Raw genomic sequence first — 18,278 nt, forward strand, 5'->3', positions numbered from 1 at the left:
TTCGTCGTGGCACAAATGTTTAATGAGGATTCGGGACAATTTTAATGCAGGATTTGATTTCGCAACGATTCTAACGGAAGTTTGGGCATTTTGATGATAGGCATTCACAGCAAAAAGCGGAACCGGCAGCATCATGACATGCTGGTCACGGCAGCCGTTTTTTTGCTTGTGCTGGCAGGCCTCCTTCTGTCGTTCGAAGTCACCCACCACGGCGATACCCTTCTCCGGCGCCTGCACCATTTCGCCTGGACCACCCCTTTTGACAGACAGGCAGCCCCTCCGGCCGAACAGCAATCCGAACCGACCATTCCCGTCATGCGGGCCATTCTGACCGCATCCCATGCGCAGAAAGGCAAGATATCGCAGACTGATGGCGTTTCGGGTGCAGCCCTGCCTGCCACGCAGGCCGGACTTGCGCTTGCTGATGGGCGTTCTGTCCTCAGCCTTCTTATTCTTGCCCCCTTTGTGGATAAAAGCCTTGCTTCAGTTTCGGCCCGCGCGCCGCCAAGGCATGTATAATATTTTCAACTGAAACGGTTTTTCCGTACGACAGACCATCCACCAATCGCCACCGACAGGCTTCAGCAATTGTCGCAGGCGTGCATATCTGGAACCTGAAATATGCGTACTTCGAAATGGGTAACTGTGCTTTATGGCCTGATCGTCCTGATCGGCGTTATCATTGCATTGCCCAACTTCCTCACCCAGAAGCAACTCGACGCCTTGCCGTCGTGGTTCCCGAAACGACAGGTCACCCTTGGTCTTGACCTGCGCGGCGGCTCCTATCTCGTTCTGGAAGTCGACGCGGCGAGCCTGAAAAAAGATCGCCTGCGCGCGCTTCTTGATGATGCCCGCAGCAAGCTGCGCGCAGAACGCATCCAGCCGCAGTCCATCCGCATCGTTGGTGATGCCGTCATCGTGACGATCCCTGATGCGGAACAGCGCGCCCGTGCGGAAACCGCGTTAAAGACACTGATTTCGCAGGTAAACACCAGCGGATTTGGCACGCCAATCAATGATATTGATGTCACGGCCAATGACAACCAGATCCGTCTTACCCTGACCGAGGCCGGTTTCAACTATCGCCTCGATGCCGCACTGCAGCAGAGTCTTGAGATCATCCGTCAGCGTGTTGACCAGGTTGGCGTGGCAGAACCATCAATCCAGCGCGTCGGTTCTGACCGTATTGTCGTTCAGCTGCCCGGCCTGCAGGATCCGGCCGAACTGCGCCAGCTTCTTGGCAGCACCGCGAAGATGACCTTCCACATGGTCTCCGACGCCAATCCGAATGATCCGCCGCCGCCCGGTGTAACCATCATGCCGGACGCCAAGGATCCAATGCAGAAATATGCGATCGAGGATCAGGTCGCCCTTTCAGGCGAACGCCTGACCGATGCCCGTGCCGGCTTTGACCAGCGTACCAACGAACCGATCGTCTCTTTCCGTTTTGACAGCCTCGGTGCGCGTCAGTTTGCGGACATCACCACGAAGAATGTCAATCGTCCTTTCGCGATCGTGCTTGACGGCAAGGTGCTGAGTGCGCCGGTCATTCGTGAGCCAATCACCGGTGGATCGGGCCAGATCAGCGGCTCCTTCACGGTTCAGGATACGGTTGTCCTGTCAGCATTGCTGCGCGCAGGTGCGCTTCCTGCACCCCTCACCGTGATTGAGGAACGCACCGTCGGCCCGGATCTCGGCGGCGACGCAATCAGGATGGGCCTGATCACCGGCATCATCGGCTTTGCACTGGTGGCCGTCTTCATCCTGTTGCTTTATGGCACATGGGGCCTGATCGCCAATATCGCGCTGTTCTTGCACACTCTGCTGACCTTCTCGGCCCTGAGCCTGATCGGCGCGACACTGACCCTGCCCGGTATTGCCGGCATTATTCTGGGTATCGGTATTGCGGTTGACGCAAACATTCTCATCAATGAACGTATCCGCGAAGAAACCCGCAAGGGGCTCGGCGCCATGGCTGCCCTCGACAAGGGCTTCCATAATGCCTTTGCCACCATTGTCGACTCCAACGTTACCTCGCTGATTTCGACATTGCTCTTGTTCATGTTCGGCACCGGCCCGGTTCGCGGCTTTGCCATCACCATGATGCTCGGCATTGCCATTTCCATGTTTACCGACGTGACGCTGGTGCGCATTGCGATGGCCTGGTGGGTACGACGCCGCAAGCTGAAGGTGCTGCATATCGAGCCCTATATCCGCTTTGCGCCGGAAAATACCAGCTACCGTTTCATGAATGCGCGCTTCTTCGGCATTGGTATTTCCATCGTGCTGTCGATCGCCTCGATCATCCTGTTCTTCAAGCCGGGCCTCAATTACGGCATCGACTTCAAAGGCGGTATCCAGGCCGAAATCACCACCTCACAGCCTGCCGATCTTGCCCAGCTGCGCGCAAAGCTTGGCTCGCTTGATCTGGGCGAAGTGGCCCTGCAGAGCGCCGGCAGCCCAAATCAGGTGCTGATCCGCGTCCAGCGTCAGGATGGAGGCGAGGAAGCGCAAAGTGCGGCAGTCGCCAAGATCCGCACTGCCGTTACCGAGCTTGATCCCGGCGTGAAGATTGAAAGCACGGAAGTCGTGGGACCAAAGGTCTCCGGCGAACTGGCGCGTTCAGGCTTCATCGCCGTCATCCTGTCGGCGCTGGGCATGCTGGCCTATCTTTGGTGGCGGTTCGAGTGGTATTTCGCGCTTGGCGCAATCATTACCCTCGTCCTCGACACGACAAAGATTGTCGGCTTCTTCGCGTTGACGCAGCTTGACTTCAACCTGACCGCCATTGCGGCCCTTCTGACGATCATAGGCTATTCGGTGAACGACAAGGTGGTCGTCTATGACCGCATGCGCGAAAACATGCGTCTCTACAAGTCGAAGCCGCTGCGCGAAATCATCGACATGAGTATCAATCAGGTGCTGGTGCGCTGTATCTATACATCCGTCACCACCTTCCTGTGCATGTTCCCGATGGCCTTCTGGGGCGGCAGCGCCGTCCACAACTTCGCCCTGCCAATGCTGTTCGGCATTGTGATCGCGACCTCCTCGTCGATCTTCATTGCCGCACCGATCCTGCTCCTGCTCGGAGACTGGTGGCAGCATCGTCAGGAAATGCACAAGGCTGCGGAAGAAGCAGCCGCCGCGCAGAAATAAACACGTTGCCGGGCGGGAAGTCTCCTGCCCGGCTGCCTTCCTTCGCAATTCCTCGAACCAGACAACGGTATGGCAAAGCATGACTCATGACACGCCACTGATCGCCACGATCGTGATCGGCCTTTGTCTTGCGTTCATTTTTGGCGCCATTGCCAGCCGCCTGAAAATTTCTCCGCTTGTCGGCTATTTGCTTGCCGGCATTATCGCAGGCCCCCACACCCCCGGTTTCGTTGCCGATCAGGGGCTGATCCTGCAACTGGCAGAAATCGGCGTCATCCTGCTGATGTTTGGCGTGGGCCTGCATTTTTCCGTCAAGGATCTTCTTTCCGTAAAGGCCATCGCCGTTCCGGGCGCGCTTGCCCAGATTGCCGCTGCCGCCGCCTTCGGCACATTGTTAGGCCTGGCTCTTGGCTGGGATATCCAGGCCGGCCTTGTCTTTGGCCTTGCCCTGTCGACCGCCAGCACCGTGGTGCTGATCCGCGCCATGCAGGAACGCCATCTGATCGACACCGAACGCGGACGCATTGCCGTCGGCTGGCTGGTTGTCGAGGATATTGCCATGGTGCTGGCGCTGGTCCTTCTGCCGGCACTGGCCGGTGCAAGCGGTGGAGAACATGATGCCAATAGCGGCGATGTCATTTCCGTTTGGCTCAGTCAGGCTCTTGGTCTTGGCCTTGGCGGCATCGTTGTTCTCACCTTTGCCAAGGTCGGCATCTTTGCCGTGCTGATGCTGATCGTCGGACGTAAATTCATTCCCTGGCTGCTCAATCTCATTGCACAGACCGGCTCGCGCGAATTGTTCCGGCTGGGTGTTCTTGCCATTGCACTCGGTGTGGCTTTTGGTGCGGCGCATCTCTTTGGCGTATCCTTTGCGCTCGGCGCCTTTTTCGCCGGCATGGTGATGAGTGAATCCGAACTCTCCCACCGCGCGGCAGAAGAATCGCTGCCACTGCGCGATGCCTTTGCAGTGCTGTTCTTCATCTCCGTCGGCATGCTTTTTAATCCGGCAAGCCTGATCCGCGATCCGCTGCCGCTTCTGGCGACACTGGCCATCATTCTGCTCGGCAAATCGGTCGCTGCCTTTTTCATCGTACGTGCTTTCAGACATAGCGTCAGCACAGCCCTGACCATTTCCGCCAGCCTTTCACAAATCGGCGAATTTTCCTTTATTCTCGCTGGCTTAGGTGTATCGCTTCATCTTCTGCCTGCAGAAGGACGCGATCTGGTGCTCGCTGGCGCCATTATGTCAATCTTTCTCAATCCTGTAATGTTTGTGCTGGTTGAACGCATCCGTCCCTGGGTCGAAAGCCGGCTTGGCGACAGGGCCAATGCGGATGACGCCGGTGAAACGCCCGACGAGACGTCTGAAACGGCGACCATCCCGCAAACCAGCCTCACAAGCCACACGATCATTGTCGGCCATGGACGCGTCGGTTCACGCATTGCTGATCAGCTGCGCAAAATGAACCAGCCATTTCTTGTGATTGATGACTCGGCCAAAATCAGTGCCCTTCTCAATGAACAAGACACCGAAATCATCAAGGGGAATGCCGCATCAGCGGAAGTACTGACCGCTGCCAATCCGCTGGTTGCGAAAGATCTTGTCATGACCATTCCCAATGCCTTTGAGGCAGGGCGTATCATAACCATGGCGCACAGCCATAATCCGCAATTGCGTATCATTGCGCGCGCCTATGGGCCGGCGGAGACACAATATTTGCGCGATCTTGGTGCAAATATGGTTGTGCTTGGCGAGGAAGAGATCGCAAATGCACTTTTGCGCGGTCTTAATGTCAATAAAGACGAGACAACAGATGGCATCATGGCACATGATACGGTCAGCCATGATGACATGAACCAACAAGAAGGGCGCTGATCGGTTAATGAAAGCAAAGGATTATATATGGCCTGTCGTCGGCGTGGTTGCTGTCGCAATTTCGGCCTGGCTGCTGTACCGGGAACTCCGCGGCATTTCACTCGATGACGTCATAGACAGCCTTGCCAATATTTCTGTCCACCGTTGGATTTTGGCCATAGGGGCAACACTCCTCGCCTATGCTGCCCTTGCCGGCTACGACATGGTTGCGCTTCGCCATTTGCGTCGCAAGATTTCCTGGCTTTTCGTCACCTTATGTTCCTTCACCACCTATGCCCTGTCGCATAATATTGGCGCATCGGTCATTTCAGGTGCGGTTGTGCGTTATCGGGCCTATTCATCGCAGGGTCTGCCGGCAAGCGAAATCGCCTTTCTCATCGCCTTTTGTTCATTCACCTTTCTTCTCGGCGTGCTGCTGACCTCCAGCATGACCCTGCTGCTTGAGCCGGATCTGCTGCTGCGTTTCAATGAAGAACTCACCCCACCCATTGCCATTGGCATTGCGCTTGCCATGCTGGGCTTTGTCCTTCTTTACCTGCTTGGCAGCTGGCTTGGCCTGCGCCCGCTCAAAATCGGCTCATTCCGGCTGGAATATCCACGTCTGGAAGTCGTCCTGCATCAGCTTGTCGTCGGCCCGCTGGAACTGATTGGCGCTGCAGCCATCATCTATTTTGCCCTGCCGAATGCTGGTAATCCTGGTTTCCTGATCGTGCTCGGCATTTTCCTTGTCTCCTTTTCTGCCGCCCTCATTTCGCATGCACCGGGCGGTCTTGGCGTTCTGGAACTGGTGTTCCTGCTTGGCCTGCCGGATATGGACAAGGCCGACGTGCTGGCAGCGCTGATTGTTTTCCGTCTGCTCTACCTGCTTGTTCCCTTTGCGATTTCGCTGATCGTGGTACTCGTTTTTGAGAAAGCGCAGTTCCTGTTGCGCTGGAACGAGAAGCAGAAGGAAAACCAGTGAAACCAACCATCCGCCCCGCACCTGACAAGGAGGATTATTTTTTACCGTTTATCCACTTAATGAATTTTGTTTTCTTATAACAGGCATATAAAAGACGTATCTTGGAAAAATAATTCACACAAGTGAAGTTCACCGCCCTCCCACGGCTTTTCCAAGAGGTAACCGAACATGGCTGCCACATTGATTATCCCCGGCTACAAGGGATCGGAAGCAGGCCACTGGCAGCGCCAATGGTTGGATGACGATCCGTCCGCAACCCTGGTTGAACAGGACGACTGGCATTACCCGGTTCTGTCCGACTGGCTGCATGCGCTGGAGGCCAAACTGGCGGAAAATCCGGGCTCGATTCTGGTTGCCCACAGCCTCGGCTGCGTGCTGGTTGCACATCTTTCAAGCCGGCCTTCCGCCGCGCATGTGGCAGGCGCCCTGCTCGTTGCGCCGGCCGATGCAGAAACCATGGCGCGCCGCGATCCGCGCTTTAAAAGCTTCGCACCTTTGCCGCGCCATGAACTGGCCTTCCCCTCCATCGTGGTTGCAAGCCGCAATGACGAATATATGAGCTTTGCCAAGGCAGAAGCGCTGGCGCATGTCTGGGGTTCAGGCTTTGTTGATCTGGGCCATGCCGGTCACATCAATGTGGCAAGCGGTTTTACCCGTTGGCCTGAGGGCTATATTCTGGCCTCATCCCTGAAGCGCGAACACAGGAGGGCTGAGCATTCTCAGCACAGCTTTCCGGTAAGCTCCCTCTCCCAGGCAGCCTGACACAGCTCTCCCAAAGTTCGGGCAGATGCTTCATTGGCGCCGCGACAGGCCGCCCGTTCCTCCTCCCGACGGGCGGCTTTCGTTCATCCACCATCATTGATACTGGCGACGTTCCAGCAGGAATTTCAGAACCAGCGTGATCAAGGCAATGATGGCCAGCGTGGATGCAGCCGCAAAGGCTCCGGCGACATTATAGTCATTGAACAGCAGTTCCACCTGCAACGGCAATGTGTTGGTCTTGCCGCGAATTGCACCCGAGACAACCGAAGTCGCCCCGAATTCACCCATCACCCGCGCATTACAGAGCACGGCACCATAGAGAAGCGCCCATTTGATATTGGGCAGGGTGACGTGGAAAAATGTCTGCCAGCCATTGGCGCCAAGCGTCATGGCCGCCTCTTCCTCATCACTGCCCTGCACTTCCATCAGTGGAATGAGTTCACGCGCCACAAAGGGCGAGGTGACGAACAGGCTGACCAGCCAGATTGCCGGGACCGTGAACATGATCTTGATATCGTAGGCATCCAGCAACGGCCCAAGCAGCCCCTGCGAACCATAGAGAAACAGATAGGTCACGCCGGCCACGATGGGCGAAATCGAAAACGGTATCTCGACAAAGGTGATCAGGAGCCTGCGACCGGGGAAACGGAATTTTGTCACCAGCCAGGCGACACAGACGCCAAAGGCCATATTGATCGGCACGACCACAAGCGCCGTCAGCACGGTGAGCCAGATCGCATGCAACGTATCAGGCTTCAGGATCTCGGAAAAGAAAACACCAAGCCCCTTGCTGAATGCATAGGAAAAAATTACCGCCAGCGGCACGCCAAGACACAAAATCGACAGGACCGTCGCCAGCGCGATCAACAGGAAGCGGATTGGGTTGTGCGCCTTGTACCCACCCATATCAGCGCTCTGCATAACGTAACCGCCTTGCCTGAATAAGATTGGTGACAAAAAGCATGAAAAAGGCCGCAACCAGCATCACAAAGGCCAAGGCCGCCGCTGCCGGATAGTCATATTCGTCAAGACGAATAAAGACGAGCAGCGAGGTGACTTCCGTTTCAAACGGCAGATTGCCGGAAATGAAAACGATGGAGCCAAATTCACCAAGACTGCGCGCAAAAGACAGTGAAACGCCTGCCAGAAAAGCGGGGAAAATGGTTGGCCAGATCACATGTATGAAAATCTGCCAGGGGCGCGCACCAAGGCTGCGGGCGGCCTCTTCATAATCCCCGGTCATGTCCTCCAGCACCGGCTGCACCGTGCGGATGACGAATGGAATGCTGGTAAAGGCCATGGCAATGGAAATACCAAGCGGCGCATAGGCCACCTGAATGCCAAGCGGCTCCAGATATTGCCCAAACCAGCCATTTTTTGCAAAAATGGTGACCAGCGCCAGACCTGCGATGGCCGTCGGCAGGGCAAAGGGCAGATCAACCGCCGCATCCATCAGCCGCTTGCCGGGAAAATCATAGCGCGTCAGCACCCAAGCCAAAAGCAGGCCGAACAGGCCATTGAACACGGTTGCCAATGCTGCCGTTGACAGCGTGATGCGGTAGGTCGCCAGAGCGCGCTCAGACGTGACAATCGCCCAGAAATCCGCAAAGCCAAGACTTGCCGTCTTCAGGATCATCGCCAGAAGCGGCAACGCCACGATGACCGTGAGATAGAATAAAGTCAAACCGAGGCTCAATCCGAACCCTGGCAATACAGAATTTTGCTTTCGACCAAACAGTGCCACTGCTCTTATCCAAAACGGGCGGGAATGATTTCCCGCCCGTTCATTCGCTTACTTCTTCGTGAAGACCTGATCAAGCACACCGCCTTCGGCAAAGTGCTCCTTTTGCACCTTATCCCAACCGCCGAACACATCTTCGACCGTCAGAAGGCGCACTTCCGGATAAATATCCTTGTGCTTTTCAATGACAGACTTGTCATGCACGCGGTTGAAATTCTGTGCGAGAATCTCCTGACCTTCAGGCGTATAGAGATAGTTGAGATAGGCTTCAGCAATCTTGCGCGAGCCGCGCTTGCCGACAACCTTATCAACAACCGTGACAGGGAATTCTGCAAGCAGGCTGATCTGCGGCACGACAACATCATATTTGTCCGCACCAAGCTGCTTTTGCGTGCCGCGTGTTTCGGCTTCAAAAGTTACCAGGACGTCGCCAATACCGCGTTCTGCGAAAGTGGTCGTTGCGCCACGGCCACCCGTGTCAAACACCGGCACATTCCTGAAAACCTTGGCGACGAATTCGCGCGCCTTGTCATGGTCACCATTGTTGGCATCGAGCGCATAGGCATAGGCAGCCAGATAGGTATAGCGCGCATTGCCGGAGGTCTTTGGATTCGGGAAGATGACCTTCACATCATCGCGCGCCAGATCATCCCAGTTCCTGATGTTCTTCGGATTGCCCACACGCACCAGGAAGGATGGGAAGGAATAATAGGGCGATGAATTGTTCGGCAGACGCTTCTGCCAGTCAGCCGGAATGAAGTCACCCTTGTCATGCAGAACCTGAACATCGGTGACCTGATTGAAGGTTACCACATCCGCCTCAAGCCCTTCCAGAATGGAACGGGCCTGCTTGGACGAACCCGCATGCGACTGGTTGACCTTCAGCTCTTCCCCCGTTCTGGCCTTCCAGTCAGCAATAAATGCCTTGTTGACCTGCTCAAACAGCTCACGGGAAATGTCGTAGGAAACGTTCAAAATCTCTTTTGGCTCATCCGCCTTGACGGCACCCACACCCAGCCCGAGAGCCAAGGCCGACAGTAGAATAAATTTTCTCATTTTATCACCCAACGATCGCAATTTCTCAAATGAAGCCGCATCCAGTCGGCCAGTTCTGGAATTGAAATCTATCGGAGCGACAATGAAAATCAACCTAAATCATTGATTTAAATATATAATCTACTTTTTTAAGCAGTCTTGGATGCACCATCTAGCACATCCTGAAAAGTTGGAAAAATTTTCTACTTCTTCACCGCATCATGAAACCAACAAAAAAGCCGGAACCAAGGGTCCGGCCTGAATATATGGCTCTTGCAATATGCCAATAGCTATCCAGAAAACATCATGAAGAAAGATTGTTTGCTATCCCCAGCCGGAAAGACACGCGCAGGACGGAATGAAAGACGATCTTACCAGAAACCACGATGCTGCCAGCACCACAGGAGGTTCTGTTCATTCGCCTCCAGACGGTTGCGACGGCGCTCGGCAATTTCCTCGGAATTGAGCTTGATCCGACTCCAGGGCTTTTCAAAGAAAGCTGTCACCTGCAGCACGCAAGTCTTTAGCCTCTCGATCAGCCCTACAACAGTGCGCTTCATAACCCCTCCAAACACGCCCCGCCATCCTGTGCTGTACTTGCCGGATGGATTGTCACAGATTGTCCCATTTGTAAACAATATGTTAATTTTTGCAGGTTTGGATATAAAGTCAATATCCTACTAATTTGATCATGCTTTACAGAAAGAAATATATTGCGAGCCGCGCTGTCCGGCCCGCAAAATCATTCCACCTCAGACCTCATAATCCGCAACCGGGCGGATCCTGACCTTCTCGACATGTCGGCCATTGACCGACTCGACATGGAACTCCAGCCCATCGGCAACAAAAGTTTCGCCGCCACTTGGCAAATGACCCAGATGCCAGATCACATAACCGGCAAGCGTCGTATAGCGGTCATCCTCATCAACCAGATCATGATCAAGCAAGCCGCTCAGGCGGCGAATATCCGCAAAGCCATCGACATAATAGCCACCCTGCCCGTCAGACACGGCTTCGGAAATCTCCTCATCCTCGTCGGGGAATTCACCAGCAATGGCTTCCAGAATATCGGTCGGCGTCACCACGCCTTCAAACGAGCCATGTTCATCGACAACGATGCCAAGTTGAATCGTTGATTTGCGCAATTGCTCCATCACATTGAGAACATTTGCATTTTCATGCACGACCAGTGGCTGCTTGACCACCGTGTCCCATTCGATCGGCTTCTTGTCAGCCAGATAGAGCAGCAGGTCCTTGACCAGCGCAACACCGTTGAATTCATCCACCTGATTGCGTGCCACCACCACGCGCGAATGGGTCAGGTTGCGGATTGTCTGGATGATTTCTTCCTCATCCTCATCAAGGTCAATCCATTCCACCTCATTACGCGGCGACATGATGGAACGCACCGGCCGCTCCGCCAGATCGAGCACGCCGCGGATCATTTCCTTTTCTTCCGGCAGGAACACTTCATTGGCGGCCGTCTGCTGTGCGATCACGTCAACCGTATCCGACAGCGGGCTTTCGCCGCGCGTACCGCCCAGCAGGCGCAGAACCGCCCCTGCCGTGCGTTCACGCAGATCATTGGTCGTCACCAGCTTTTCACGATTGTGCCGTGCCGTCTGGTTTGCCGCCTCGATGAGAACCGAAAAGCCGATTGCGGCATAGAGATAGCCCTTCGGAATATGATAGCCGAGACCTTCAACCACGAGGCTGAAGCCGATCATCATCAGGAAACCGAGGCAGAGAATGACAACTGTCGGATGGCGGTTGACAAAATCCATCAGCGCCTTGGACGCCAGCATCATCACCCCGACGGCCACGATGATGGCGATCATCATGACAGGCAAATGCTGGACAATACCGACTGCGGTGATGATACTGTCGAGCGAGAAAACCGCATCCAGAACCACGATCTGCACGATCACCTGCCAGAAAACCGCATGTGCGACCCGGCTTGTCTTGCTGCCATGCGATCCTTCCAGTCGCTCGTGAAATTCCATCGTGCCCTTGGCAAGCAGAAACAGGCCGCCAAGCAGCATGATGATGTCACGGCCGGAAAAGGACAGACCAAGCACGGTGACCAGCGGCTGGCGCAATGTGACCACCCACGAGATCGAGGCAAGCAGGATCAGTCGCATGACAAGTGCCAGCGAAAGGCCAAGCAGCCGGGCATGGTTGCGTTGATTCGCTGGCAGTTTCTCAGCCAGAATTGCAATGAAGACGAGATTGTCGATGCCGAGAACGATTTCCAGCACCACCAATGTCACAAGGCCTATCCAGGCATTGGGGTCGGCAATCCAGTCCATGGACCAGTCCATGATGAGTGAGCTCCCTAGAGGTCAGAATAGACGGCGAACGACGTCAGCGCCGCGCCTTTGCGAGCGCAGCGCAGAACAGACCGTGTGCAGGGCACATCGCCAGAATTGATTGTGATTAGAGATTGAACGCGCCGTTCGCTCCGCCCCAAACGGGAAAACGGACTTCGACAAGACGGATCGTCAGAATTGCCATCTGGCATTAAGCGCGAATAACCCTTTCAAGACGCCGCTCCAAGCCATGATCTGCCCGAGCATCTGCGTATCAGTTAACGAATTCTCCAATATTATGCGCAAGATCGCCCCTGCGCAACAGGAATGCTATTCAGCCGGTGTCATCTGAACACGGCGCCGCCTGTGGCCGCGTGAGCGGCCCTTGAACATGCGCACGCCTATCACCGTGGCAACAACTGTAAAAACGGTGATCCCAACAGCGATCCAGAACATGTTATCGCCGTTCAAATGCGCAAATGCACCAACTCCACGCGCAGCAAGCCACCCCGGCAGGAACATGACTGGTGCCCAGACAATCGCTGACAGAACATTGGCTGTCTGGAATCGGGTCTGATCCATTGACATCATGCCAGCCACCATCGGCACCGTACAACGCACAGGTCCAAAGAAGCGACCGACAAAGACTGCGGCAAATCCATAGCGGCGGAACAGAAGGCGTGCACGCGCCACGCCGGTGCGATGCTTGTTCAGCGGCCATTTGTGAATGATGCTGCGGCCAAGCCACCAGCCGAGTAAATAGGACAGAATATCGCCAATCACGGCCCCAATGATAGCACCGATGATGACCGGAATCGGCTCGACAATCCCCGCCCCGACCAGGCCGCCAATTGCAATCATGATTGGCGTGGCCGGAATGAACATTCCGATAATGGCCAGGGATTCACCAAATGAGATCAAACCTACGATCGGTGCGGCCCACATCCGATGATCGGAAATGAACTGGCCCAGATCGCTGATCAAGTTTTCCATTCTATCCTCAATGGCAACCCGAGAAGCCGGATCACTCAAATCAAATCAGCAAAAATGCATGACGGAATAATACCATCATGCCTTCACCAATATGTTAATTGTACCGTTATCAATTCCCATGATGCGGAACAGTTAACAACCAATCTAGTCTTTTATATGCCAATCGCCGACAATCAAGAATTATAAATTTACGACTATCACGATAGTACACTTTAGCGTTTCCGCAACCACCACTCCGCACGAAAACGGGCTTTCACCCCATCCACAAGCCTGTACCCGCCCGTAAGATGCTCGTCTGTTGTCCCTCATCTTCTCAGCGGCACAGATTCACCCAAACGATGGATTTTGGCAGACCTGATTCTCGCTTCCTGACAGAATTGCCAGCGGCAAGGTCTTTCCTGTCATGTGATCTTGCCGCACAACACAAAAAATCACAGGCAAGAATCCCGGTTTTCCGGGATTTTTTAAACCTGTGTGATTTTTTTTCCAAAATTCCGCAACAGAAGGCTGGACAGGCGAAAAAGACATCGCTATATCCCCGCTCACTTCACTGAGGCCGCTGCCTTGGTAAGCGAGTGGGTGATTAGCTCAGTTGGTAGAGCAGCTGACTCTTAATCAGCGGGTCGTAGGTTCGATCCCTACATCACCCACCATTTCCTTTCTGAAATTTAATCCTGTTCTTCCCTTACAACTGCGGCAGAGACTACGGTTTTGTTCTCTATGCATCCTGTGCAATCGTCAGGTTTATCAGGCGAATCATGTCTGGCTTTCAGGCACGAGACTGAATTCATCAACACATGACTGCCACGAGGTGACATTAGGCTGACAGGAGGATGTCAGCCTGTCTGCATAGCGTATTGCGACGCGACATAGCGATATATTGCCAGTCCCTTTGTTGAATCAGCAGGATCGCAGTGACAATTTGCTGTTTGGGATCCCTTGACCCTGCAAATCAGATTCAAATCCGGTTTTTGAAAACCGGCAATGGATATCATTGCGCTTGCAGAGAACCGCTCAAACGACAAACACAAGACATGCACGGACAAAACCGCATATGCCCTGACACCCTGTTGTAAATGGCGTACGGTCCAGACGGTACGCCATATGTCATGATGAACCGCTCGCCAATTTCATGGAGTTCGTCAAAGCCGCCGCAACCACTGGCTGGCCTGACCGTTTAAGCCACAACGGTTACTCACCGTCTTTTCATTCAGACAGGCATGATTGCGCAGGAAAAGCTTCTCCCGAATTATGCTTTCAGCAAAAGAATGAGCGCCCGTTCACTGGCTGTGATAGCAGCGCATGTCATCATCTTCTATGCGGAAATGATGATGACCGGATAGTTTCCTTCCTTGGTACGCCAGACATTTGCCCGACGGCGACCATCGATAATGAAGGCGCGTCCCTGGGTTTGCACAACAACCAGCGGGCCTTCGAGATAGCGCGGCTTTTCATCGGTCAGCACAACCTGTCCGGCTTTCTTCGCATCACTTTGCTTCTGCATATCGACCAAGGTCTGGCCAATACGTTCATGTGACCAGATCTCATGCTTGATGATGCCCTTGTAAATGTCGACTCTGGACAAGCCAAAAATCCGCGTCCAACGATTGGTCAGCCGTTGAATTGCAAGAACACCATCACGGTGAAAGAAAAATATCGGGAGAACTTCGGCCCAGCTTTTGTCCCGGTTGACCGCCTTATGTGCCTTCCAGAAATTTGCGGTATGCAGCAGACGAGTGATATGCATCAGAACCCCCATCGGCCATATTGCAGAAAAGGTTGGCCGCCTCAACAGGAATTGGCCTTGTTCCCGTCAATAAGCGTCCTTTTGTTTTAAAGCCCTGTGCCTGCCCTCCAGGAGGCCATCCGCCTGGCCGTCATGCATTGTAAATTCCCACATGCCTCATCGCCCTCTTTATTGCCGGCTGCCCATCCATTCCGGCTTTGAACCAAAGAGCGGCTTGTGATACAGCCACACGACCTTTGGAAGACGCCTTCTTCCTGTACGAAGCGATAAAATATCGTGTTACAGCGAATGCAGGCTTATCCGGAGCGATCTGCGGCAATAACAGCTCGGCAAAGATGAATATAGGCTATCATCACCCTATGAACGGCACACAGATCGGCAGGCAGCCACGTTTTGCCGTGGCGCCCATGCTTGACTGGACGGACAGGCATTGCCGCTATTTTCATCGCCTGTTTTCCAGAAATGCCCTTCTTTATACCGAAATGGTGGTTGCTGACGCCGCCATTCATGGCCCGCGCGAACGGCTGTTGGGTTTTGATACGAGCGAACATCCCATTGCCCTGCAGCTTGGCGGTTCAGATCCCGCCAAGCTCAGCGAAGCTGCCAGAATTGGCGCCGACTTCGGTTATGATGAAATCAATCTCAATGTTGGTTGCCCATCCGATCGCGTGCAATCGGGTACCTTTGGCGCTTGTCTCATGCAGACGCCGGAACTGGTGGCGCGCTGCGTCGAGGCCATGAAAAAAGCCGTCGCAATACCCGTAACGGTTAAATGCCGTATTGGCGTTGATGATCAGGATACGGAAATCGCCCTCGACAGACTTGCCGATCTGGTTCTCGATGCAGGCACCGATGGGCTGTGGGTTCATGCCCGCAAGGCTTGGCTGCAAGGCCTGTCACCCAAGGAAAACCGCGACATCCCTCCCCTGGACTATCCGCGTGTCCATCGCCTGAAACAGCGCCTAGGCGACATTTTCGTCGGCATTAATGGCGGCATCACCACGCTTGAAGCGGTTCAATCCCATCTGCAACAGGTGGATGGCGTGATGGTCGGTCGTGCTGCCTATCATAATCCTGAAATGCTTGCTGATGTGGATAGGCTGTTTTATGCCGATGACCGACAGCCCATGAGCATGGATGTCATCATCGAGGCCATGTGCGCCTATGCGGATCGCCACATTGCCTCTGGCGGCCGGCTGTCGCATGTCACCCGCCACATGGTTGGCTTGTTCAATGGTCAGCCCGGCGCACGTCGCTGGCGGCAAATCCTATCTACTGACGCCACACGCCAAGGCGCAAACAGTGCCGTTTTGCGCACTGCCTATGCGGCAATTGAGGAAGCGCGCGCAAACGCGGCCTGACTTACACCAGTCCTGAATGAAAATAATGATAGCCGACCATCAGGCCGGCAATAATTGCAAGCCAGATCAACATGTTGCGGATGAAATTGCCAAGCCTAATGCCAGAGCCAAGCAGGCCAGCGGCAATCACCCCACCCCACATGCCCAGATAAGCGGTTTCAGCAATCGAATCGCTCGGCAAGCCGAACAGGGGGGCATTGCCATTCGACACCAGAATGACCAGCAGCAAGGCGATTGCCGCCAGAAGTATCCAGAGCAGACGCTGCATCACATGCCACCCCGCAAGTTGAATGTCTGCTCCATCAAGGTCTTTCTATCTGGCAGCCTTTGCAGGACGGCCTGACGCTCCTGATCAGACAGGCTCGCCCAACGCGCAATCTCGTCAATTGTCCGCGCGCACCCCCTGCACCAGTCATAGGGCGGCTTAATGCTGCAGACATTGATACAGGGCGACTCAATCATGCTGATCCCTCATTGGATTTCAGCTTGTCATGCGGCGAAGACAGTCACAAGCGGCAAAACGACCGACGAAACAGATGCGCCAGACCGATGGAAGAACAATCACGTCAGACATCCACAATCACACAAATGGCAACAGGAACAATCAAAATGTTGTTCAGTATATAAAAATAGATAGGTTACAATATTTCACACCATGAGAAATAAACTTGATCGCTTATGATCAAGCAATGCAATCATGGTGCAATTCTCAGACGAATTACAACCCGTTCAGGTGTGCTTATGTTGCCGGATGAGATACCCAATTCTGCCATCGAATATTTTTTCCATATCCGCATTCTGATGGCCATGTTTGTCAGCCTGAGCATGTCGCGCATAGCGATCGAGGCGGCCAAGTTCATTCAGTTTCAGGATGATCACAAGCCAAGCCGCCTGCAGATTTCATGGATCATCACCTTTTCGATTTTCATCATCAACTGGTGGTGGGATATTATTGACGATGCTGAATTCACCAATATTTCCTTTGCTTATTACATAGCGTCAATCCTGTATGCTTTTGGCTTTTACTTTCTGACGGCATTAATCACGCCGCAGGGCGACAGCTATGATGGCAACTTTGATACTTATTTCATGCGCATCAAAAAGTGGTTCTATGCGCTTTTTATCCTCAACGGATTCAATTCCGCTCTGATTGACTGCACGCTCGGCAATGTTGATTCCGACACCTATATCGAGCTGTCGATCTGTGTAATATCAGCGGGAATATTTATCTATTTCTCGCGCCGTGAAAATATAAGAATACATTATCACATCAGCCTTGCCATATTAACCCTGCAAATACTTTTACTGTTCCTGATGATACTGATTTAGCGTCTGGCGTTTTGCGTGCCGACCTTGCAGTTACCAATCATGAAGGACGGCTGCACTAATCTGAAACCAATGCAGCCGCTCTCCATCCCATATACAGGCCTGATGCGCCGTGGTCTATTTCGGCATGTTTGCGCCGACCTGCCTGACCAGATCCGCCATGGTCTTGCAGAGCTGCGCTTCATCAACGCCCTGTTCCCTTGCCGTGTCAGCAAGCTTCATTTCCAAGCCCATCACAGAAGCATGCCGTTCTTGCCGACCATTTCTGCTGCATCTGCCGCCATCTTGTTGTCAGGAGCCGGCACCATGGTCAGGCATCTTGGCCTGAATTTCCACGGCCTCTCCGTCAATATAGCCTTTCTCCTGGCAACAGGACAAAATACCCAACTGATTTCTGGCCACAGACTGCACCATTGCCATCTGTTGTGGCATGGCTGCCAAACCATGACGGCACTCGTCGTTGCGACCATCATACCAACCGTAATAAAATCAATTTCATAAAAACCTCCATTAGCATCTACTTCAACAATGGAAGTCCAGAACGATCGGCAGATGATTGATAAGGATAAGCTGGCTATTTTTAATATAAATTGCTTCAAAATAATTCAGTCCGCTGCAGTCTTTTAAAATCATAATGAAAACAGCGGCCTGAAGAACAGGTTCGAAAGGCAGGCGGAAAACAGGCCAGTCCTCCATCTGAAAATCCAGAAATTTTCGCCTCCCACATCATGGCGGACATGAGTGCCGGAATCACAACGACAAGATGCAGGTGGCAGATTGCGCATATATTCATGGGACTGCAGAAGCAGCCTGCCGCCATTGCATCGAGAATCAACAAGACCACCCGGCATGATGGCAGCCATTTCTGCCCCGGCGGCTGCACGGATCCTTTCTGCCTTTCAGGCTGGAAATACCGGCTTTTCAGCCTTCACCGGCATAAACTCAGAAAAATTATCCACTTGGTGAAATTTCCCCTTGCTTTAGCAAAACGAATTCTCTAGGGAAATCAGC

The 18,278-nt window shown here is 53.7% G+C and carries 20 protein-coding genes and 1 tRNA gene; 10 read left to right on the forward strand and 11 right to left on the reverse strand.

Annotated features, from left to right (window positions below; genetic code table 11):
• Positions 1-138 precede the first annotated feature (138 nt).
• The 5 genes from ACFO1V_RS08670 (at position 139) to ACFO1V_RS08690 (ending at position 6,755) form a co-directional block, all read left to right on the forward strand.
• Complete coding sequence (locus ACFO1V_RS08670; RefSeq protein ID WP_374829378.1) at positions 139-519, forward strand: hypothetical protein; 381 nt, start codon at positions 139-141, stop codon at positions 517-519.
• Between the two features lie 102 nt (positions 520-621).
• Entirely contained in the window at positions 622-3,156 is a 2,535-nt protein-coding gene (secD, locus tag ACFO1V_RS08675; protein ID WP_374829376.1) for a protein translocase subunit SecD, read from the forward strand.
• A gap of 79 nt (positions 3,157-3,235) precedes the next feature.
• Entirely contained in the window at positions 3,236-5,032 is a 1,797-nt protein-coding gene (locus ACFO1V_RS08680) for a cation:proton antiporter domain-containing protein (RefSeq protein WP_374829374.1), read from the forward strand.
• Between the two features lie 7 nt (positions 5,033-5,039).
• Positions 5,040-5,993, forward strand: a complete 954-nt coding sequence (locus ACFO1V_RS08685; protein WP_374829372.1) for a lysylphosphatidylglycerol synthase domain-containing protein — start codon at positions 5,040-5,042, stop codon at positions 5,991-5,993.
• 168 nt (positions 5,994-6,161) lie between these two features.
• Positions 6,162-6,755, forward strand: coding sequence for an alpha/beta hydrolase (locus ACFO1V_RS08690; protein WP_374829370.1), 594 nt, complete (start codon positions 6,162-6,164; stop codon positions 6,753-6,755).
• 93 nt (positions 6,756-6,848) lie between these two features.
• Here ACFO1V_RS08690 and cysW read toward each other — a convergent pair whose 3' ends face one another.
• The 7 genes from cysW to ACFO1V_RS08725 all read right to left on the reverse strand — a co-directional run bounded on the left by cysW (position 6,849) and on the right by ACFO1V_RS08725 (position 13,361).
• A complete protein-coding gene (gene cysW / locus ACFO1V_RS08695; RefSeq protein WP_374829368.1) occupies positions 6,849-7,676 on the reverse strand; it encodes a sulfate ABC transporter permease subunit CysW in 828 nt (275 codons plus the stop codon).
• Positions 7,663-8,499: a sulfate ABC transporter permease subunit CysT gene (gene cysT / locus ACFO1V_RS08700; RefSeq protein WP_374829366.1), complete on the reverse strand. Its 837-nt coding sequence runs from the start codon at positions 8,497-8,499 to the stop codon at positions 7,663-7,665. The genes cysW and cysT overlap by 14 nt, the downstream gene beginning before the upstream one ends.
• 48 nt (positions 8,500-8,547) lie before the next feature.
• On the reverse strand, positions 8,548-9,552 hold the full coding sequence (locus ACFO1V_RS08705; RefSeq protein WP_374829364.1) for a sulfate ABC transporter substrate-binding protein: 1,005 nt from the start codon (positions 9,550-9,552) through the stop codon (positions 8,548-8,550).
• A gap of 350 nt (positions 9,553-9,902) precedes the next feature.
• Complete coding sequence (locus ACFO1V_RS08710) at positions 9,903-10,091, reverse strand: hypothetical protein (protein ID WP_374829362.1); 189 nt, start codon at positions 10,089-10,091, stop codon at positions 9,903-9,905.
• Between the two features lie 192 nt (positions 10,092-10,283).
• Positions 10,284-11,852, reverse strand: a complete 1,569-nt coding sequence (locus ACFO1V_RS08715) for a TerC family protein (protein WP_374829360.1) — start codon at positions 11,850-11,852, stop codon at positions 10,284-10,286.
• Positions 11,853-12,170: 318 nt separating this feature from the next.
• On the reverse strand, positions 12,171-12,833 hold the full coding sequence (locus ACFO1V_RS08720) for a DedA family protein (protein ID WP_374829358.1): 663 nt from the start codon (positions 12,831-12,833) through the stop codon (positions 12,171-12,173).
• A 327-nt stretch (positions 12,834-13,160) separates the two neighbouring features.
• Entirely contained in the window at positions 13,161-13,361 is a 201-nt protein-coding gene (locus ACFO1V_RS08725; protein WP_374829356.1) for a hypothetical protein, read from the reverse strand.
• Between the two features lie 49 nt (positions 13,362-13,410).
• Between ACFO1V_RS08725 and ACFO1V_RS08730 the strand changes: the two genes are divergently transcribed.
• A tRNA-Lys gene (locus ACFO1V_RS08730) sits at positions 13,411-13,486 on the forward strand.
• A 662-nt stretch (positions 13,487-14,148) separates the two neighbouring features.
• Here ACFO1V_RS08730 and ACFO1V_RS08735 read toward each other — a convergent pair.
• Positions 14,149-14,418, reverse strand: coding sequence for a hypothetical protein (locus ACFO1V_RS08735; RefSeq protein ID WP_374829354.1), 270 nt, complete (start codon positions 14,416-14,418; stop codon positions 14,149-14,151).
• 521 nt (positions 14,419-14,939) lie between these two features.
• Here ACFO1V_RS08735 and dusA point away from each other — a divergent pair.
• Positions 14,940-15,941, forward strand: coding sequence for a tRNA dihydrouridine(20/20a) synthase DusA (dusA, locus tag ACFO1V_RS08740; protein WP_374829352.1), 1,002 nt, complete (start codon positions 14,940-14,942; stop codon positions 15,939-15,941).
• Position 15,942: 1 nt separating this feature from the next.
• Here dusA and ACFO1V_RS08745 read toward each other — a convergent pair whose 3' ends face one another.
• Positions 15,943-16,209, reverse strand: a complete 267-nt coding sequence (locus ACFO1V_RS08745; RefSeq protein WP_374829350.1) for a hypothetical protein — start codon at positions 16,207-16,209, stop codon at positions 15,943-15,945.
• Positions 16,209-16,403, reverse strand: a complete 195-nt coding sequence (locus ACFO1V_RS08750) for a DUF1289 domain-containing protein (protein ID WP_374829348.1) — start codon at positions 16,401-16,403, stop codon at positions 16,209-16,211. The genes ACFO1V_RS08745 and ACFO1V_RS08750 overlap by 1 nt, the downstream gene beginning before the upstream one ends.
• A 216-nt stretch (positions 16,404-16,619) precedes the next feature.
• Between ACFO1V_RS08750 and ACFO1V_RS08755 the strand changes: the two genes are divergently transcribed.
• Positions 16,620-17,270 (forward strand): hypothetical protein, encoded by a 651-nt coding sequence (locus tag ACFO1V_RS08755; RefSeq protein WP_374829346.1) that lies wholly within the window; start codon positions 16,620-16,622, stop codon positions 17,268-17,270.
• A 39-nt stretch (positions 17,271-17,309) separates the two neighbouring features.
• Complete coding sequence (locus tag ACFO1V_RS08760) at positions 17,310-17,768, forward strand: hypothetical protein (protein ID WP_380075074.1); 459 nt, start codon at positions 17,310-17,312, stop codon at positions 17,766-17,768.
• Between the two features lie 21 nt (positions 17,769-17,789).
• Here the strand turns inward: ACFO1V_RS08760 and ACFO1V_RS08765 are convergent, their stop codons facing one another.
• Positions 17,790-17,963 (reverse strand): hypothetical protein, encoded by a 174-nt coding sequence (locus ACFO1V_RS08765; protein WP_374829342.1) that lies wholly within the window; start codon positions 17,961-17,963, stop codon positions 17,790-17,792.
• Positions 17,964-18,058: 95 nt separating this feature from the next.
• On the opposite strand from ACFO1V_RS08765, the gene ACFO1V_RS08770 reads away from it, so the two are divergent.
• Positions 18,059-18,268 carry a hypothetical protein gene (locus tag ACFO1V_RS08770; protein ID WP_374829340.1) on the forward strand — a complete coding sequence of 70 codons (210 nt, stop codon included), beginning with the start codon at positions 18,059-18,061 and terminating at the stop codon, positions 18,266-18,268.
• Positions 18,269-18,278: the final 10 nt, after the last annotated feature.

This window comes from Daeguia caeni (assembly GCF_042653845.1).
GTDB classification, from domain to species: domain Bacteria; phylum Pseudomonadota; class Alphaproteobacteria; order Rhizobiales; family Rhizobiaceae; genus Brucella; species Brucella caeni.

What these genes read in the sequence shown, in the direction of transcription:
- ACFO1V_RS08760 (WP_380075074.1), top strand. Translation starts at nt 17,310, where the DNA reads ATGAAGGACGGCTGCACTAATCTGAAACCAATGCAGCCGCTCTCCATC.
- ACFO1V_RS08750 (WP_374829348.1), bottom strand. Translation starts at nt 16,403, where the DNA reads ATGATTGAGTCGCCCTGTATCAATGTCTGCAGCATTAAGCCGCCCTAT.
- dusA (WP_374829352.1), top strand. Translation starts at nt 14,940, where the DNA reads ATGAACGGCACACAGATCGGCAGGCAGCCACGTTTTGCCGTGGCGCCC.
- cysW (WP_374829368.1), bottom strand. Translation starts at nt 7,676, where the DNA reads ATGCAGAGCGCTGATATGGGTGGGTACAAGGCGCACAACCCAATCCGC.
- ACFO1V_RS08765 (WP_374829342.1), bottom strand. Translation starts at nt 17,963, where the DNA reads ATGGAGGACTGGCCTGTTTTCCGCCTGCCTTTCGAACCTGTTCTTCAG.
- ACFO1V_RS08770 (WP_374829340.1), top strand. Translation starts at nt 18,059, where the DNA reads ATGGGACTGCAGAAGCAGCCTGCCGCCATTGCATCGAGAATCAACAAG.
- ACFO1V_RS08680 (WP_374829374.1), top strand. Translation starts at nt 3,236, where the DNA reads ATGACTCATGACACGCCACTGATCGCCACGATCGTGATCGGCCTTTGT.
- ACFO1V_RS08690 (WP_374829370.1), top strand. Translation starts at nt 6,162, where the DNA reads ATGGCTGCCACATTGATTATCCCCGGCTACAAGGGATCGGAAGCAGGC.
- ACFO1V_RS08670 (WP_374829378.1), top strand. Translation starts at nt 139, where the DNA reads ATGCTGGTCACGGCAGCCGTTTTTTTGCTTGTGCTGGCAGGCCTCCTT.
- ACFO1V_RS08725 (WP_374829356.1), bottom strand. Translation starts at nt 13,361, where the DNA reads ATGTCTTTTTCGCCTGTCCAGCCTTCTGTTGCGGAATTTTGGAAAAAA.
- secD (WP_374829376.1), top strand. Translation starts at nt 622, where the DNA reads ATGCGTACTTCGAAATGGGTAACTGTGCTTTATGGCCTGATCGTCCTG.
- ACFO1V_RS08710 (WP_374829362.1), bottom strand. Translation starts at nt 10,091, where the DNA reads ATGAAGCGCACTGTTGTAGGGCTGATCGAGAGGCTAAAGACTTGCGTG.
- ACFO1V_RS08705 (WP_374829364.1), bottom strand. Translation starts at nt 9,552, where the DNA reads ATGAGAAAATTTATTCTACTGTCGGCCTTGGCTCTCGGGCTGGGTGTG.
- ACFO1V_RS08685 (WP_374829372.1), top strand. Translation starts at nt 5,040, where the DNA reads ATGAAAGCAAAGGATTATATATGGCCTGTCGTCGGCGTGGTTGCTGTC.
- ACFO1V_RS08720 (WP_374829358.1), bottom strand. Translation starts at nt 12,833, where the DNA reads ATGGAAAACTTGATCAGCGATCTGGGCCAGTTCATTTCCGATCATCGG.
- ACFO1V_RS08715 (WP_374829360.1), bottom strand. Translation starts at nt 11,852, where the DNA reads ATGGACTGGTCCATGGACTGGATTGCCGACCCCAATGCCTGGATAGGC.
- ACFO1V_RS08745 (WP_374829350.1), bottom strand. Translation starts at nt 16,209, where the DNA reads ATGCAGCGTCTGCTCTGGATACTTCTGGCGGCAATCGCCTTGCTGCTG.
- ACFO1V_RS08755 (WP_374829346.1), top strand. Translation starts at nt 16,620, where the DNA reads ATGATCAAGCAATGCAATCATGGTGCAATTCTCAGACGAATTACAACC.